Below are 17620 nucleotides of genomic sequence, written 5' to 3' on the forward strand. Positions count from 1 at the left end.
TAAGCGCCTTTTTGCCGGTAAGACTTGCGCAAGGTTTCCTGGCGGATAGTTGCCGCCTCAAGCAACGCGGCTTCTTGCGCAGGAATACCAACCCTATGAAAAGAAAAACACGGCATGTCGTGCTGTTTGTCGTGACCATGGCCTGCGCCATTGCCGTCGGGATGACCGTTGTTTCGCCCGGTCCTCGCCAGGTCAAGGCCGACGTGCCTGCCAGGCCGGCGCTGACGGTGGCCGTCACCCGACTGCAATCGTCCATGTTGCCGATCCGTATCCAGGCGAACGGCAACATTGTCGCCTGGCAGGAAGCCAGTGTCGGCACCGAGGCCGATGGCTTGCGGTTGGCCGAGGTCATGGTCAACGTCGGCGATGTGGTCCGGCGCGGCCAGGTACTTGCCACGTTCAGCGCCGAGACGATGGCCGCTGAACTCGCCCAGCGTCGCGCCGCCACCGCCGAAGCGCAAGCGACGCTTGCCGAGGCGCGAGCCAATGCGCAGCGCGCCCGTCAATTGCAGTCGAGCGGGGCGCTGTCGAAGCAGGAGGTTCATCAACAGCTGACGGCCGAACGCACGGCTCAGGCGCGGCTGGAGGCAGGCAGGGCGCTGGAGCGCGTCCAGCACCTGCGTCTGGCCCAGACCCAGGTCCTGGCCCCCGATGACGGGGTGATTTCGGCGCGCAGTGCCACGGTGGGCGCGGTACTGCCCGCTGGCCAGGAGCTGTTTCGCTTGATTCGCAACGGACGGCTCGAATGGCGCGCCGAAGTCGCGGCCCCCGACCTTGTCAAGTTCAGCCCCGGCCAGCTCGCGCAGGTAACTCCGGTCAATGGCGGGGCGATAGAGGGCCGGGTGCGCAGGGTTGCGCCGACGGTCGACCTGCAGACTCGTAACGGCCTGGTCTATGTCGACTTGCCCACGGGCACGGCGGCGCGTGCCGGAATGTTTGCCCGGGGCGAGTTCGAAGTGGCCGCCGAACGGATGATGACGCTGCCCCAAAGCGCCGTGCTGCAGCGTGACGGTTTTAATTACGTGCTGCAGGTAGGACCGCACTTGAAGGTGAGCCAGGTCAAGGTGACGGTCGGCCGCCGCGTTGGCGACCGTATCGAGATAACCGCGGGTGTCGACGCTGGCGCCGCAGTGGTCGAAACCGGCGGTGGTTTTCTTGCCGAGGGTGACCTCGTCCGGGTTGTCCAGGCGCGCACCGACCCAATGAACAACCACCCAGCACCTGGGAGTGCGAAATGAGCCTCAACTTGTCGTCCTGGTCGATCCGCAATCCGACGCCTTCGGTCCTGTTGTTCATCCTGCTGACCTTCGCCGGCTTGATGGGCTTCTGGAAGATGAAGGTGCAGAACTTCCCTGACGTCGATCTGCCCATGGTCAGCGTGTCGGCCGAGCTGCCCGGGGCTTCGCCCGCGCAACTGGAAAATGACGTGGCCCGCAAGCTCGAGGATTCGCTCGCAACCGTGCAGGGCGTCAAGCATATCCAGAGCATCCTGACCGACGGCAACGCCGCTATCTCGATCGAGTTCCACCTCGACAAGCCCACCCAGGAAGCGCTGGATGACGTGCGTGATGCGGTGTCACGGGTCCGGGCCGACTTGCCCGCCGACTTGCGCGACCCGGTGGTCCGCAAGATCGAACTCGCCGGTTCGCCGATCCTGACCTACACGGTTTCGGCCAAGCGGATGGACGACGAAGCGCTGTCCTGGTTTGTCGATAACAACGTCAGCAAGGCCTTGCTGGCGGTGCCTGGCGTGGGGGCCGTCACTCGGGTCGGTGGGGTGGCCCGGGAGATTCGCATCGACCTCGATCCCGCGCGTCTGCTGGCGCTGAACACCTCGGCCCTGGACGTCTCTCGCCAGCTGCGCCTGATCCAGCAAGAGGCATCGGGCGGACGCGTTGACCTTGGCGGCGCCGAGCAGACGGTGCGCACCCTCGCCACGGTGCAGTCGGCCGCGGAAATCGCCTTGCTTGACGTGACCTTGAGCGACGGCCGGCGTGTCCGGCTCGACCAGCTGGCAACGGTCTTCGATACCGTCGGCGAACCCCGGTCGGCGGCGTTCCTCGACGGTAAGCCAGTGGTCGGCTTTGAAATCACCCGGGCCAGAGGGGCCGGCGAAATCGAGGTGGATGAAGGCGTACGCGCCGCCCTGGAGTTGCTCAAGACCCGTTACCCCGAAATCACCGTCACCCAGGCTTTCAACTTCGTCGACCCAGTGATCGAGAATTATCGGGGCTCCATGCACCTGCTTTATGAAGGCGCGGCGCTCGCGGTGCTGGTGGTGTTCCTGTTTCTGCCGGATTGGCGCGCGACCTTCGTTTCGGCCGTCGCGTTGCCGCTGTCGGCGATACCGACGTTCGCCGTAATGCACTGGATGGGGTTCACCCTCAACACCGTGACGCTATTGTCGCTGTCGCTGGTCATCGGCGTGCTGGTGGACGACGCCATCGTCGAGGTCGAGAACATCGGGCGCCATTTGCAGATGGGCAAGAAACCTTATAAAGCCGCCATGGATGCTTCCGATGAAATCGGCCTGGCGGTGGTCGCCACGGCATTCACGCTGATCGCGGTGTTCCTGCCCACGGCTTTCATGAGCGGTACGGTCGGCAAGTTCTTCGTCCAGTTTGGCTGGACGGCGGCAACCGCGGTGTTTTTCTCCCTCCTCGTCGCCCGCTTGCTGACGCCCATGATGGCGGCCTACCTGATGCGCGCGCCGAAAAGGCCGGCCCACGATGCGCCCGGGTGGATAAACCGCTACCTGTCCTGGGCACGCTGGTGCTTGCGCCATCGCGCGGTGACCACCCTCGGCGCGGTGGCTTTTTTCGCCGGGGGACTGCTGCTCGCCACCGTTTTGCCGGGCACCTTCATCCCGCCGGATGACGACTGGCAGACCCAGGTCACCCTCACGCTTGCGCCCGGCAGCAAACTGGGCGACACGCTGGCGTTGGCTGAGCAAGCGCGGCAGATAGTCATGCAAAATCAGCACGTCAGAAAGGTCTACACCGCGGTGGGGGATGGCAGCGCCGGCGCGGACCTGATCGAACCGGCCGGCAGTGATGTCGCGAATGTCCGCACGGCGGTGCTGACGCTTAACCTGACGCACCGCAACGAGCGTCCCGGACTGACCCGGCAGCAGCTCGAAAACCAGCTGCGCGAAGCGCTCGCCGTGTTGCCTGGCGCGCGTATCAAGGTCGGTATGGGAGAGTCGGAAAGCTACGTGCTGGTGCTCGCGGGTGAGGACGCTAGCTTGCTCACTCGGCATGCGCAGCAGGTGGAACGAGAGCTGCGTAGCGTGCCGGGCGTGGGGGCGGTGATCTCGACCGCCAGCCTGATGCGCCCTGAACTGGTGGTTCGGCCGGATTTCGCCAGGGCCGCCGACCTGGGCGTGACCGCGAGCGCGATTGCCGACACGCTCCGTGTGGCCACCCTGGGAGATTACGACCAGGAGCTTGCCAAGCTCAATTTCAGCGACCGCCAGGTGCCTATCGTTGTGCGGCTGAGCGACACCGCCCGCGCGGACTTCGAGACGCTGAAACGTCTGCCGGTGCCCGGCGCGCGTGGTCCGGTAGCGCTGGAAAACGTGGCGACGCTGGAGATCACCAGTGGCCCGGCGCAAATCGAACGGTTCGACCGGATGCGCAATGTCAACATCGAGATCGAGACGAACGGCCAACCGTTGGGCGACATCGAGCAGGCTGTTCTGGCCTTGCCAGGCTTGCAGAACCTACCGCCAGGCCTGGTGCGAACATCGGTAGGCGATGCCGAGGCCATGGGCGAACTGGCTTCCGGATTCGGCGTGGCGATGTTGACCGGAGTGTTATGCATCTACATGGTCCTGGTGCTGTTGCTCAAGGATTTCCTGCAACCGCTGACGATCCTTGCCGCCCTGGTGCTCTCGGTGCCTGGGGCCTTCGTGGCGCTGTTCGTGACCGGCTCGACATTGTCCATGCCCTCGATGATCGGCCTGATCATGCTGATGGGTATCGCGACGAAAAATTCGATCCTGCTGGTTGACTACATCATCCTCGCGCGTCGACGCGACGGCCTGAGCCGCCAGGAAGCGATCCTCGACGCCTGCGGCAAACGCGCTCGGCCGATTGTCATGACGACAATCGCGATGGGCGCAGGCATGATGCCAATCGCCCTGGGGCTGGGGGCCGACCCGAGCTTTCGCGCACCGATGGCCATCGTCCTGATTGGCGGGCTTGTCACGTCAACGCTGTTGAGCCTGCTGGTCATACCCGTGGTGTTTTCCTATGTGGACGATGGGGCGCAGTGGTTGTACAAACGCACCGGTAACGTTTCTCGCAGCGAAGCGCTGGAGTGATCAATTGATGATGTCAGCAAAGATCAGGAATGTGCCGTCGCCTTGGCGCCGGCTCATGCTGGGAGTCGCCGCGACCTTGGCATGCATTGCAATGGCGGCAGGCTGCGCGCGGCAGCCCAGCGCGGCCGATGCCATGACCGAAGCGGAAAATTTCCAGGCGTATGCCCAGGCATCCCGCGCCTGGATTGAGGAAAAGCGCCTGTTCCAGACCGAGAATCGCGCCGATGAGCTGGACTGGAACGCACCTTATGAAGTGCGCCCCGATGTTCCTTCCACCAAGGCCATTCTCTTGCTGCATGGCTTGGGGGATTCACCTTGGTCCTTCGTCGATATCGCCCGGGATCTGGCCGCCCAAGGCTACGTGGTGCGCGTCGCATTGCTGCCCGGGCATGGCACCAAGCCGGCCGACCTGATCGATGTGCAACTGGAACAGTGGCAACAGTTGGTCGAGCAGCAGGTTGCGTTGCTGCACAAGGAGTTCGCGAACGTCTACCTGGGCGGTTTCTCGACCGGCGCCAATCTGGCGCTGGCCTATGCCGCCAGGGACCCGGACGTCAAGGGCCTGGTGCTGTTTTCCCCGGCCTTTCGCTCGAGCGAGTCCTACGACTGGGCCACGCCCTGGCTGGCGCATTTCAAGACCTGGATCCTTGCGCCCGACAATTCCCGGCCGCAGCAGTCGCCCGTGCGCTACCACAATGTCCCCACCAACGGCTTTGCCCAGTTCTACCGCAGCAGCGTAGCGGTTCGCCGGCTCATCGAGCAGCAAGACTTCGATCGGCCGGTGGTGATAGTGCTGACCGAGCAGGATTCAGTCGTCGACGTGCGCTACGTGCGGGAGCTGTTCCAACGGCGCTTCACCCATGCCGCGAGCCGATTGATCTGGTATGGCCAGGCGGAGCCGACCGGTGACAAGGGCGCTGCGCAGGAGCGGCGCATCCTGACGCGCAGCGACCGCATCGCCGATGAACGCATCAGCCAGTTCTCCCACATGGGCATCCTCTTCTCGCCAGCCAACCCGCTCTACGGTCGTTCGGGCACCTTGCGGTTCTGCCGCAACAGCCGCAACGCCGACGAAGTGGCCCGGTGCGAAGCGGGGGAAGAGGTCTGGTATTCGGACTGGGGGTACAGCGAGCCGGGGAAGATCCACGCACGGCTGACCTACAATCCTTATTTCGAATGGCAGTCCTGGGTGATTCGTGGGGTTTTACAGGTGGCAGAGCAGGGCAGTTGAATCGCCCTGACCCTTCAGCCTGTTCCAGAACTCCTCTGCCGCTGCGCTGATCGGCGCGGTTGGGCGGGTGAGATGGATTTCCAATGGAATATCCCAGCTTTCATCCAGCGCCCGGACCAGGCGCCCGTCGGCCATTTCCTGTTCTGTCAGGCTTTTGGGCAGCCAGGCGACGCCCTTGCTTTCCAGTGCCATGGACATCAGCACCGCGGCGAGATGGCTGCTGAAAAGCGGCTTGAGGTGCAGGTATTCCTCCTTGCCGTGGAGTCGGTGAGCGACGATACGCCCGAGTCCCGATTCCTCGGTGTAGGCCAGGTAAGGCAACGTCGCCGGTGAGGTACCGAAATTGGCCGAGGCACTCGCCAAGGGTATCAGGACGTCCTCGCCGACCTTTTTTCCGCTGAATTGATCAGGCGCCAACAGTGGCGGTACGTCGGGGTGCCGATGGCAGAGCAGGAACTGCACCTGACCGTGAATCAGCATCTGCTCGCACACCGCCATGCTGTCGGAGTGCAGGCGCACGGCATCTATCGGCGCGCCATTCTCGGCGCTTCTCAGCCAACGCGGAAAAAACGTGAACGACAGCGAATGCGTGGCTGCAAATTGCAGCGTCTTGGCGGCCACTCCGGCGACTTCCTGGGCCTCGGTGCGCAGCCTGTAGAGGCGCCTCGCAGCCTCCTGGGCGCCAGGCAGAATCTGCCTTCCAGCCTCGGTCAGCGTCGCGCCTTGAGGCGTGCGCACAAACAGATCCACGCCCATCCAGTTTTCCAGCGAACGGACCCTGCGACTGAAAGCCGGCTGCGTAACGTGGCGCGCTTCGGCGGCGCGAACGAAGCTGCCGTACTCTGCAAGTGCTGAAAAATCTTCTAGCCAGACGAGTTCCAAGGGCAATGCCTCCTGTGCATAGGGCGCGGCATTAATAGCATTGGGCGGGTTTCGTCGCAAAGCATAACGTGGGGTCAACCACAACAAGAGGAACCCCTCATGCGTATCGTCGACATCCGCGAAAAAACCGTTTCCATCGCCTCTCCGATTGCCAATGCCTATATCGATTTTTCGAAAATGACCTGCTCGGTCGTGGCGGTTGTCACCGATGTGATTCGCGATGGCAAACCGGTGATCGGTTACGGTTTCAACTCCAACGGTCGCTACGGCCAGGGCGCGCTGATGCGTGATCGATTCCTGGCGCGAGTCACCGAGGCCGACCCGGAAACGCTGATCGACAAGGAATACGCCAACCTGGATCCGTTCGCCATCTGGAAAACCCTGATGACCAACGAGAAACCGGGTGGCCACGGTGAGCGTTCAGTGGCCGTCGGCACCATCGACATGGCCGTGTGGGACGCTGTCGCCAAGATCGAAGGCAAGCCGCTGTACCGCCTGTTGGCCGACCGTTATCGCGGTGGCGTGGCGGATGACAAGGTCTGGGTCTATGCGGCGGGTGGTTATTACTATCCCGGCAAGGACCAGAGCAAGCTCAAGGCAGAAATGCAGGGTTATCTGGATCGTGGTTATGACGTGGTCAAGATGAAGATCGGCGCAGTGCCACTGGACGAAGACATCCGGCGCATCGAAGCGGTGCTTGAAGTGGTCGGGGACGGGCGGCGACTGGCGGTCGATGCCAACGGCCGCTTCGATCTGGAGACCGGTATCGCGTACGCCGAAGCCATCAAGCAGTACAACCTCTTCTGGTACGAGGAAGTCGGCGATCCGTTGGATTATGCGCTCCAGGCCGAGCTCGCCAATCACTATGAACTACCCATGGCCACCGGCGAGAACCTGTTTTCCCACCAGGACGCGCGCAACCTGCTGCGACACGGCGGCATGCGCCCGGATCGCGATTACCTGCAGTTCGATTGCGCCCTGTCCTACGGGCTCGTTGAATACATGCGCACCCTGAAAGTCATGGAGGAGATGGGCTGGTCTTCGCGCCGCGTGGTGCCCCATGGCGGCCATCAGATGTCCCTGAACATCGCTGCCGGTTTGCACCTGGGCGGCAACGAATCGTACCCCGATGTGTTCCAGCCGTTCGGCGGTTTTGCTGACGGCATCCGCGTGGAAAACAGCTACGTCGGCCTGCCGGATATTCCTGGCGTCGGTTTCGAAGCCAAGTCCGCCCTGTACGCGGTCATGCGCGAGCTGGGCGAGGGCTGATCGTCCTCATCGCCGCGGCCTCCAACGAGGCTGCGGCATCGGGCGTCGCGCAGACGCCTGCCACATGCCCATCACAACAATAAAATGAGGTGCTCTCGTGGAAATCTCCAAGTCTCGCTGGTACAGCCAGCTGTATGTGCAGGTACTGATCGGCATCGTGATCGGCGCAGCGATCGGTTACTTCATCCCGAATGTCGGGGCCAAGCTCCAGCCCTTCGCCGATGGCTTTATCAAACTCATCAAGATGCTGTTGGCGCCGATCATCTTCGGCACGGTGGTCGTGGGTATCGCCAAGATGGGCAGCATCAAGGAGGTCGGAAGGATTGGTGTGAAGGCGTTGATCTACTTCGAGATCCTTTCGACCATTGCGCTGGTCGTCGGCCTGGTGGTGGTGAACGTCGTGAAGCCTGGCGTCGGGATGAACATCAATGCCAACTCCCTTGATGGCAGCTCCGTCAGCAAGTACAGCCAGGCGGCGAGTGAGCAGGGTGGTACCGTCGAGTTCTTTCTTAATATCATCCCGCAGACGTTTGTCGGCGCATTCTCCAATGGCGTCATGCTCCAGGTGATTCTGCTGTCGGTGTTGATGGGCGTCGCCCTGGTGCAAATGGGCGAAACCAGCAAGCCGCTGATCAACACCATCGATCTGTTCCTGCAGGGGCTGTTCAGGATAGTCGCGATGGTCATGCGCCTGGCGCCGATTGGCGCGGGTGCTGGCATGGCATTCACCATCGGCAAATACGGCATCGGCACCTTGCTGTCCCTGGGCCAGTTGCTGGTCGCTCTGTATGTCACGACGCTGATTTTCATCGTCGTCGTGCTGGGCGCGGTCGCCCGGTGGTCGGGGATGCCGCTGATGCAGTTCCTTCGTTATTTCAAGGACGAGATCCTCATCACGCTGGGGACCTGCTCGACCGAAGCGGTGCTTCCGCGAATGATGGTCAAGCTGGAAAAACTCGGCTGCAGAAAGTCAGTCGTGGGCATGGTCTTGCCCACCGGGTACACCTTCAATGCCGATGGCACCTGCATCTACCTGACGATGGCGGCGATCTTCATCGCCCAGGCCACCAATACGCCGCTGACGTTCATGGACCAGATGATTCTGCTGGGTGTGTTCCTGCTCACATCAAAAGGCTCGGCGGGTGTCGCCGGAGCCGGTTTCGTGACCCTCGCCGCGACACTCACCACGATTCATTCCATCCCCTTGGTCGGGTTGGTGTTGCTGCTCGGGATCGACCGATTCCTCAATGAAGCACGGGCCGTGACCAACCTGATCGGCAATGGCATCGGCACCCTTGCCATTGCCAAGTGGGACAATTCCTTCGACGTGCAAGCCTGCGAGCGTGAGATCGCGGCGATGAAACAAGAGAAGGCCGATCGAAAGGCGCTGTTGGCGCCTAAATGACGACGCCGACCGGTCATGCGGTCAGTCCAGTGACCGGTCCGGCGCCTTGTTCTCGACCAGGCAGTTGCCGCCGTCCACCACCATCACTTCCCCGGTGATGTAGCTCGCCTCGGCAGAGGCGAGGAAGGCGACCAGCGCGGCGACTTCCTCCGGGCGACCGGCCCGGCGCATCGGGGTGTAGCGCGCGGCATTGGCTTCCTCGGCGGTGGTCGAGCCGGTGGCGATCCAGCCGGGTGCGACGCAGTTCACCGTGATTCCCTGCCGGGCCACCTCCAGCGCCAGGCCCATGCTCATGCCCACCATGGCGGCCTTCGCGGCGCTGTAGGCCGCCTCGCCAGGATTGCTGCACCGGGTGCCGGTGGTGGAGCTGATATTGACGATGCGCCCGTAATTGCGCGACTGCATGCCGGGCAGGACGGCGCGGGTCAGCAGGAAAGCCGTGGTCACATTTCGCGCCAGCGACAGGTTCCACAGCGCCAGGTCCATGGTTGCCACCTCGGAGAAAGACTCCGGGCTGCCCTGCATGGCCATGCCGGCGTTGTTCACCAGGATGTCGATCCGGCCCCAGACGGACTCCGCCCACGACCCGAACTCGCGTACCTGGTTTTCATCGGTGAGGTCGAGGGGCCGTCCCGCGACTTCAAACCCTTCGGCGCGCAGTTCCTCGATGCGCTCTTCGATGCGCGCGCTGCTGGCGGTAACGATCAGCCTGGCGCCGGCGGCACCGAGCCTGCGGGCGATCGCCATGCCGATGCCCGTCTCGCTGCCAACGCCACTGACGAGCGCCACAGGGTTAAGTCCGATTGCGTATGGCATGGCAGTCTTCCAAGGATGGTGGTCAGCCAGTATGGCATCGATTTGCCGGTGCAAAGAGCGCTCTACTGCGGCCACTGTTCCAGCAGGATCGAGACAAATTTCTCTGCGGCAGGCGACAGCGAAGCCCCTCGTCGATAAACCAGGCCCAGTGACCGGTTCACCACCGGCTCGATCAGCGGCACGCTGACCAGCGTCGGATGGTCCCCCGCAGGCATTGCCAGGCTGGGCATCGCCGACACCCCGAGGCCGGCCTCGACCAGGCCCAGTGACGTGGAGAGATGTTGCACTTCGTAGAACCACTGCGGGCGCCAGCTCAGGCCAGACAGCGCGTGATCGAGCAACATGCGGTTGCCGCTCAGGCGCCCGACGCCGATCAATCGATAGTCGCTGAGTTCCGACCAGGTCACGGCGCTGCGTCCTGCCAGTTCATGGTCGCGCCGGCAGGCCAATACAAAGGGTTCGTTGACCAGCGGCACAAATTCGATGTCCGGGTGCTGGCCGCTCATCATGTTGATGCCGAAATCGGCTTCGCCGCGCAGTACCGCCTCCAGTCCTTCGTTTGCGCTGAGGTCCAGCAGGCGGATGCGGATTTTCGGGTAGCGCTCGTTGTAGAGCCGGATCACCGAGGGCAGGAAGTAGAACGCCGCCGTCGGGATGCAGGCCAGGGTCACTCGGCCGATCTGTCGTTCCGCCAACTCGCGGATGTTGAGGATCGAGTCGTCGAAATCATCCAGCAGGCGTCGCGCCTTGGGCAGGAAATCCCGCCCGACGCTGGTCAGGCTGACCTTGCGCGTGGTGCGATCAAGCAGGGCCGTTCCCAGGCCTTCCTCTAGTTTTTTCATGCGCCGGCTCAGGGCTGGCTGGGACAGATGCAGCGCATCGGCAGCCTCATGAAAACTCCCCAGTTCGGCGATTTTCACGAAAGATCGGATGTCCTGCAGTTCATATTCCATGTTTTATCTCGCTGGGAAGGGGCTGTGGACACGCCCCGGATCGTAGAATAATTCTTTTGTGAAACGCAATAATGGCTCCGATCTTTGCATTGGAATCACTTTTTAAACCCTGCCACTCTTGTGTCCAGAACATCAATTATCCAGATTGATCAACAAGAGTTAGTGGTCATGCAACGAATTCCTTGTGTACTCATGCGTGGCGGCACGTCCAAAGGTCCGGTATTTCTCGCCTGGGATTTGCCTGCCGTGATCGCCGAACGAGACGAGTTGCTGCTTAACCTGATGGGTTCCGGTCACGAGCTGGAAATCGATGGCATCGGCGGTGGCAGCCCGCAAACCAGCAAAGTGGCGATCGTCAGTCCTTCACTGCATCCGGAGGCCGATGTGGATTACCTCTTTGTGCAAGTCATGGTGTCCCAGCGGCGGGTCGATACCGCGCCCAACTGCGGCAACATGCTCTGCGCCGTCGGCCCGTTCGCCATCGAGCAGGGCCTGGTCAAGGCGACAGGCGAGCTGACCCGGGTGCGTATACGCAACCTCAACACCGGCACCTTCGTCAACGCCGAGGTGCAGACTCCGCAAGGCAAGGTCAGCTATGAGGGCGACACCGCCATCGATGGCGTGCCCGGCACGGCGGCGCCAGTGCAACTGACCTTCCTTGACGCCGCGGGTAGCAAGACCGGCAAACTTTTCCCGACCGGGAAAGCCCTTGACCTGATCGACGGCGTCCCGGTGACTTGTATCGACATGGCCATGCCGATGCTGATCATCGAGGCCAGCCAATTGGGCAAGCGTGGCGACGAGAGTCCGGCCGAACTGGACGCCGATAAGGCTTTCCTGCAACGCCTGGAGTCGTTGCGACTGAAAGCCGGGCTCGCGATGGGCCTGGGCGACGTCAGCGACAAGGTGATTCCCAAGCCGGTGCTGGTTTCCGCGGCCAAGAGCGGCGGGACGATTCAAGTGCGCTACTTCATGCCGCACAACTGCCACCGCGCGCTGGCGATTACCGGCTCGATCGGCCTGGCGACGGCGTGCGTGACCGACGGCAGCGTCGCCGCCAACCTGCTTGGCGGCGCCAGCGAGCCGCGCTTGCAGCGGGTGCGCATCGAGCACCCCAGCGGCGGCATCGACGTGGTGTTGTCCTACACCGGCGAAAAGGGTGAGACCATCCGTGCGTCGGTGGTCCGAACCGCCCGTCGGCTCTTCTCGGGTTTCGTCTACGCCACGGTTTCCCGGCGCCTGGCCGGATAGTCCAGGCCGTTTTTGTCATTGCATCAGCGACTCAATAACAACAAGAGATCTGACATATGCTCGCTTTACTTGGCTTGGCCATGGTGGTGGTCTTTACCTTCCTGATAATGACCAAACGGCTGTCGCCGATCGTCGCCCTGACAATCGTGCCGATTGTCTTCGCAATACTGGGCGGGTTTGGCGGAACCACCGGCAAGATGATGCTGGACGGCCTGAAGATGGTCGCGCCGTCGGCGGCGCTGCTGCTGTTCGCGATTCTGTTTTTCGGCCTGATGATCGACGCCGGGCTGTTCGACCCGCTGATCCGCAAGATTCTCAAACGCGTCAATGGCGACCCGATGAAGATCGCCGTGGGCACCGCACTGTTGTCGTTGCTGGTGGCCCTGGACGGTGACGGCACGACGACCTACATGATCACCTGCGCTGCGATGCTGCCGTTGTACAAGCGCATCGGCATGAATCCGATGATCCTGGCGACCGTCTCGATGCTGTCGCTGAGCATCATGAGCGGCATGACGCCCTGGGGTGGGCCGGCGACCCGCGCCATCGCGGCTCTGGGCCTGGATGCCGGCGAGTATTTCGTGCCGCTGCTGCCGACCATGATCGGCGGTGCCGCCTGGGTGGTGTTCACCGCGTACCTGCTGGGCCGCGCCGAGCGCAAGCGCATTGGCAATATCCAGCTGCAAAGCGGTGGCGGCGACTGCTACATCAAGGCGATCCTGGAAGACACGCCGCACAAGCGTCCGAAGCTGGCCTACGTCAATCTGCTGCTGGTGATTGCGGTGATGGTCGCGCTGGTGATGGGGCTGATGCATTCGGCGATCCTGTTCCTGATCGGTTTTGTTCTGGCGCTGGTGATCAACTATCCGCAACTGGATATCCAGAAGGAGCGCATCCTCGCTCATTCGGGCAACGCCATGACCGTGGTCTTGCTGGTGTTCGCGGCGGGCATTTTTGCCGGGATCTTCTCCGGGACCAAAATGGTCGATGCCCTGGCGCAGACCCTGGTCGACTGGATCCCGCCATCCTGGGGTCATCTGTTCCCGCTGGTGGTGGCGATTACCAGCATGCCGCTGACCTTCGTGCTGTCCAACGATGCCTACTACTTCGGTGTGGTGCCGATCCTGGCCAACGCCGCTGCCGCCTACGGCATTCATCCGGTGGAAATCGCCCGGGCGTCGATTCTCGGCCAGCCGGTGCACCTGATGAGTCCGCTGGTGGCCTCGACCCTGTTGCTGGTGGGCATGGTTGACCGCGACCTCGGCGACTTCCAGAAAGCCACCCTCAAATGGGCGGTGCTCACCTCCCTGGTGATTACCGCGTTGGCCCTGCTGACCGGGGCGCTGACGCTGTTCTCCTGAATCACCCGACAACCTTGTTGCTTGCCTGACGCTCCCCACTCGGGGAGTGCGCTGGCCTGCGCGCCAAATAACAACAATGAGAAATCCGACATGAGCAATTACCTGACCCGAGCGGCCTGGTTTCCGATCCTCGGCCTGTTGCCGCTGTCCACGGCCAGCGCCGAAGGTTTCATCGACGACAGCAAGTTGAAGTTGCAAGTGCGCAACGTCTACTTCAACGAAAACTTTCGCGACGAACATGGCATGAGCGCGCGGGCCGCGAGGACCGCCAAGAGCGAGCGAACCGAATGGGCCCAGGGTTTCCTGTTGGATTACCAGTCAGGTTATACCCCGGGTACCGTCGGTTTCGGCGTCGATGCCCTGGGCCTGCTGGGGGTCAAGCTTGATTCCGGGCGCGGGCGCAGCGGCACGGGCCTGCTACCGGTGCATGACGACGGGCGCGCCGCCGACGAGTTTGCCAGCGCCGGCATGACCGCCAAGGCCCGGGTGGCCAAGACCACCCTCAAGCACGGCACCCTGTTGCCGAAGAACCCGGTGCTGATCTACAACGACGCGCGCCTGTTGCCGCAGACCTACCAGGGGACCCAGATCAACAGCAGCGACATCGACAATCTCAGCCTGACTGGCGGGCATCTGCAGCGTTTCAAACTGCGCGATTCAAGCGACAGCATGCCGATCGTGCCCGACGGTTATGGTGGCGATCAGTCAGGCGACTTCAGCTACGCCGGCGCCGACTACAAGTTGGGCAAGACCCTGCGCCTGAGCTACTTCTATGGCGAGCTGGAGAACTTCTATCGACAGAACTTCGCTGGCATCCAGCACGACCTGCCGCTTGGCCCCGGGGTTCTCACCAGCGATCTGCGCTATTTCAACAGCGCCGATGCCGGCTCGGCCTACGGCGGGAACATCGATAACGACATGCTCAGCGGGCTGCTGTCCTATGCCGTCGTGGGCCACACCTTCAGCGCCGGCTACCAGAAACTCAGCGGGGAAGGGGGTTTGCCTTATATCAGCGGGGCGACGGTCTATTCCTTCAGCAATGCCGGGATCGGCAAATTCATCGAGGAAGACGAGAAGACCTGGATGCTCGGTTACGGCTACGACTTCGCGCGCCTTGGCATTCCCGGCCTGACGTTTTCCAGTCGTTATCTCAGCGGTGACGATGGCAAGCCCAACAGCGCGGTGAAGGAATGGGAGCGTGATGCAGAAGTGGCCTATGTCGTGCAGCAGGGCACTTTCAAGGGACTGGGTGTGAAACTGCGCAACTATGTCTATCGCTCGGATTTTGCCAGGGGCCGTGACAGTAATCGTCTCTACCTGACCTACGATGTTGCGCTTTGGTAGTGGCTTGGCCTGCGCCGAGGGCGGAAATGGGGCATGACGAAATCATGGCGTTCCCTACACCCGCTTGAACGTCTCCCCCAACACAGCCTCTGACACTAGTACAGGGCGCACGCACGTCGCCCATTCACCGCGCGGAGGATAGGTTCACATGAAGATTCTAATGGTCCTTACATCTCACGATCAGTTGGGCGACACCGGCAAGAAAACCGGCTTCTGGCTGGAAGAATTCGCCGCTCCCTATTACGTGTTCGTCGATGCCGAGGCCACGGTCACGCTTGCGTCGCCGAAGGGCGGGCAACCACCGCTGGACCCCAAGAGCGATGAAGAGGACGCCCAGACTGATGCAACCCGTCGCTTTGGCGCCGACACCCAGGCCCAAGCGGTGTTGGCCAACACCTTGCCGCTGGGCGAGGTCGACCCCTATGACTTCGATGCGGTGTTTTATCCCGGCGGTCATGGCCCCCTTTGGGATCTCGCGGAGGACACCGACTCCAAGACCCTCGTCGAAGCGTTTTACGCAGCGAATAAACCCATCGCGGCCGTCTGCCACGCGCCCGGAGTCTTCAAGAACGTCAACGCCCCGGATGGCCAGCCGGTGGTCAAGGGTAAAAAAGTCACCGGTTTCACCAATTCCGAAGAAGAGGCGGTGGGGCTGACCGAAGTGGTCCCGTTCCTGGTCGAGGATATGCTCAAGGCCAAGGGCGGCGAGTATTCCAAAGGGGCGGACTGGGGCAGCCATGTGGTCGAGGACGGGCATCTGATCACCGGGCAGAATCCCGCCTCATCCGAAGCGGCCGCCAAGGCGTTGCTCAAGCGGTTGGAGGCGGAACAGGCGGGTTAAGTCAGGTTCACTCCGCCGCCTGTGAGGCAATCGACAAACCCGTGGCGAGGGACCTTGCTCCCGCTCGGCTGCGCAGCAGTCGTGAATCGGTGGTCAAGGTGACTCTGATATTCCGCATTCGGCAGGTTTTGGGGCCGCTTCGCGACCCAGCGGGAGCAAGCTCCCTCGCCACGGGGTCTTTTTTTCTTGAATAAACTGTCGTACTGAAACCATTCGGGCGACGGCATAGGGCAATCAGCCGAACCCGACGATCGCTTTGGTTTCCAGATATTCCTCAAGCCCGAAGACGCCGTACTCACGCCCGTTTCCTGATCGCTTGTAGCCACCGAAGGGCGCCATGGGATTCCAGGCGGGGTAGTTCAGGAGCACTTGCCCGGCGCGGATCCGAGAAGCCACCGCGCGCGCCAGGTCAAGGTCTTGTGACTGGACGTGGGCGCCCAGCCCGTAGACCGTATCGTTCGCAATAGCCACCGCCTCGTCGATCGTTTCATAGGCAATGATGCACAGCACCGGCCCGAAGATTTCCTCCTGAGCGATGCGCATGGCGTTATTGACTTCGGAGAAAACCGTCGGGCGGGTGTAGTAACCCTTTTCAAAACCGGGCACGCGTCCGGGGCCGCCGCAAAGCAGCTTTGCGCCTTCGTGCAGGCCGGTCTCGATCATCGCCTGCACGCGATTGAACTGGGCTTGATTGGCAATCGGGCCGAGTACCGTTTCCGGCGATTGCGGATTACCAACGATGATCGCGTTGGCGGTTGCGGCCGCCAGCGCTTCGACTTCAGCCAGTCGGTCCTTGGGAACGATCATGCGGGTCGGGGCGCTGCAGGATTGTCCAACGTTGCGCAGCGCCGCCAGCACGCCGGCCGGGACGGCTTTGGCAAAGTCCGCATCGGGAAGCAATATGTTCGGCGATTTGCCGCCCAGTTCCTGGCCGACCCGCTTCGCCGTCGGGGCGGCCGCCTGTGCCACCAGCGTGCCCGCGCGGTTTGAGCCGGTGATCGAAATCATGTCGATATCAGCGTGTGCGGCCATCGCCGCGCCGACCACAGGGCCGCTGCCGTTCACCAGGTTGAAGACCCCCGGTGGCAGGCCCGCGTCATGCACCACCTGTGCAAACAGCAGGGCGCTCAGCGGTGACAGCTCACTGGGCTTGAGCACCACCGTGCATCCGGCCGCCAGCGCCGGGGCGACTTTTGCTGTGATCTGGTAAAGCGGCCAGTTCCAAGGCGTGATCAGACCGCAGACGCCTATGGGTTCGCGCCGGATCGCCGTCGTGCCCTCGAGCGTCTGGAAGCAATAAGTGGACAGCAGATCGCGCGCGACCCGAACGTGTTCGGCCGCCAGGGGCACCTGCATTGCACGTGCGGCAGCGATGGCCGAGCCCATTTCCAGGGAGATCGCCTGGGCAAACGCTTCTTTTCGCTCAAGGATAAGCTCATGGATCTTGCCCAGCAGCAGCGCGCGCGACGCCGTGGAGGTGGCAGACCAACCGGCAAACGCGGCGCGCGCCGCTGCTACCGCCCGATCGATATCCTCGGCAGAACCGCTGGCAACCTGGGCGACCACTTCTTCGGTCGCCGGGTTGACCACCGGCAGGCTGGCCGGGCTGGCCGGCGCAGACCAACCGCCATTGATATAAAGCCGCTGAGCCGTTTGCGGATCAACACTGTAGCGATTCGAAGATTGAATAGTCATCCAAGGCGTTCCTTTAGAGCGGCATGTCGAGTCTGCTCAATAAGCTAACAAAGCCGCCCGGACAAAATGTGCCGTTGTTCAAGTGCCCAAAGGAGAATCTGCCGTATCTGCCAAGCTAACTTCCCATTAACCATGGCCTGCCAGGCTCTGACGCTTCCGACCGCAACGCCCGGGTTCGGAGCGTCCCGCAAAGTCTGCTGAACAGGTCGCGCAAAACGGTGCTTTGTACCAGGCGGCCTATACTTTTA

The 17620-nt window shown here is 62.3% G+C and carries 13 protein-coding genes; 9 read left to right on the top strand and 4 right to left on the bottom strand.

The features are described 5' to 3' along the window. Positions 1 to 95: 95 nt before the first annotated feature. From M1E16_RS13060 to M1E16_RS13070, 3 genes are all read left to right on the top strand, one after another. Positions 96 to 1238, top strand: a complete 1143-nt coding sequence (locus M1E16_RS13060; protein ID WP_458130174.1) for an efflux RND transporter periplasmic adaptor subunit — start codon at positions 96 to 98, stop codon at positions 1236 to 1238. Beyond that, complete coding sequence (locus M1E16_RS13065) at positions 1235 to 4324, top strand: efflux RND transporter permease subunit (protein ID WP_458130175.1); 3090 nt, start codon at positions 1235 to 1237, stop codon at positions 4322 to 4324. Before M1E16_RS13060 ends, M1E16_RS13065 begins: the two co-directional genes overlap by 4 nt. Positions 4325 to 4457: 133 nt before the next feature. After that, positions 4458 to 5555 (top strand): alpha/beta hydrolase, encoded by a 1098-nt coding sequence (locus M1E16_RS13070; protein WP_458130176.1) that lies wholly within the window; start codon positions 4458 to 4460, stop codon positions 5553 to 5555. On the opposite strand, the gene M1E16_RS13075 is transcribed toward M1E16_RS13070, so the two are convergent. Continuing rightward, entirely contained in the window at positions 5529 to 6437 is a 909-nt protein-coding gene (locus M1E16_RS13075; RefSeq protein ID WP_434623768.1) for a LysR family transcriptional regulator, read from the bottom strand. The genes M1E16_RS13070 and M1E16_RS13075 overlap by 27 nt on opposite strands. A 99-nt stretch (positions 6438 to 6536) precedes the next feature. Here M1E16_RS13075 and M1E16_RS13080 point away from each other — a divergent pair, with 99 nt between their 5' ends. Together M1E16_RS13080 and dctA are read left to right on the top strand one after the other, a co-directional pair. Next, positions 6537 to 7706 (top strand): mandelate racemase/muconate lactonizing enzyme family protein, encoded by a 1170-nt coding sequence (locus M1E16_RS13080; protein WP_434604925.1) that lies wholly within the window; start codon positions 6537 to 6539, stop codon positions 7704 to 7706. 97 nt (positions 7707 to 7803) lie between these two features. Next, positions 7804 to 9111, top strand: coding sequence for a C4-dicarboxylate transporter DctA (dctA, locus tag M1E16_RS13085; protein WP_458130177.1), 1308 nt, complete (start codon positions 7804 to 7806; stop codon positions 9109 to 9111). 21 nt (positions 9112 to 9132) lie between these two features. Here dctA and M1E16_RS13090 read toward each other — a convergent pair whose 3' ends face one another. Together M1E16_RS13090 and M1E16_RS13095 are read right to left on the bottom strand one after the other, a co-directional pair. Then, complete coding sequence (locus tag M1E16_RS13090) at positions 9133 to 9927, bottom strand: SDR family NAD(P)-dependent oxidoreductase (RefSeq protein ID WP_458130178.1); 795 nt, start codon at positions 9925 to 9927, stop codon at positions 9133 to 9135. A gap of 62 nt (positions 9928 to 9989) precedes the next feature. Next, positions 9990 to 10880 (bottom strand): LysR family transcriptional regulator, encoded by an 891-nt coding sequence (locus tag M1E16_RS13095; RefSeq protein WP_024777250.1) that lies wholly within the window; start codon positions 10878 to 10880, stop codon positions 9990 to 9992. Positions 10881 to 11048: 168 nt separating this feature from the next. On the opposite strand from M1E16_RS13095, the gene M1E16_RS13100 reads away from it, so the two are divergent. The 4 genes from M1E16_RS13100 to M1E16_RS13115 all read left to right on the top strand — a co-directional run bounded on the left by M1E16_RS13100 (position 11049) and on the right by M1E16_RS13115 (position 15677). Then, on the top strand, positions 11049 to 12131 hold the full coding sequence (locus M1E16_RS13100; RefSeq protein WP_458130179.1) for a 4-oxalomesaconate tautomerase: 1083 nt from the start codon (positions 11049 to 11051) through the stop codon (positions 12129 to 12131). 56 nt (positions 12132 to 12187) lie between these two features. Continuing rightward, the gene (locus M1E16_RS13105; protein WP_305494673.1) at positions 12188 to 13492 is read left to right on the top strand and encodes a CitMHS family transporter; all 1305 of its coding nucleotides are present in this window, start codon (positions 12188 to 12190) and stop codon (positions 13490 to 13492) included. Positions 13493 to 13582: 90 nt separating this feature from the next. Next, complete coding sequence (locus M1E16_RS13110; protein ID WP_458130180.1) at positions 13583 to 14836, top strand: OprD family porin; 1254 nt, start codon at positions 13583 to 13585, stop codon at positions 14834 to 14836. 148 nt (positions 14837 to 14984) lie between these two features. Next, the gene (locus M1E16_RS13115; protein ID WP_458130181.1) at positions 14985 to 15677 is read left to right on the top strand and encodes a type 1 glutamine amidotransferase domain-containing protein; all 693 of its coding nucleotides are present in this window, start codon (positions 14985 to 14987) and stop codon (positions 15675 to 15677) included. Positions 15678 to 15911: 234 nt separating this feature from the next. On the opposite strand, the gene M1E16_RS13120 is transcribed toward M1E16_RS13115, so the two are convergent. Then, positions 15912 to 17372, bottom strand: coding sequence for an aldehyde dehydrogenase family protein (locus M1E16_RS13120; protein ID WP_458130182.1), 1461 nt, complete (start codon positions 17370 to 17372; stop codon positions 15912 to 15914). Between the last annotated feature and the right edge of the window lie 248 nt (positions 17373 to 17620).

It is taken from the genome of Pseudomonas sp. Z2-11 (genome assembly GCF_054161305.1).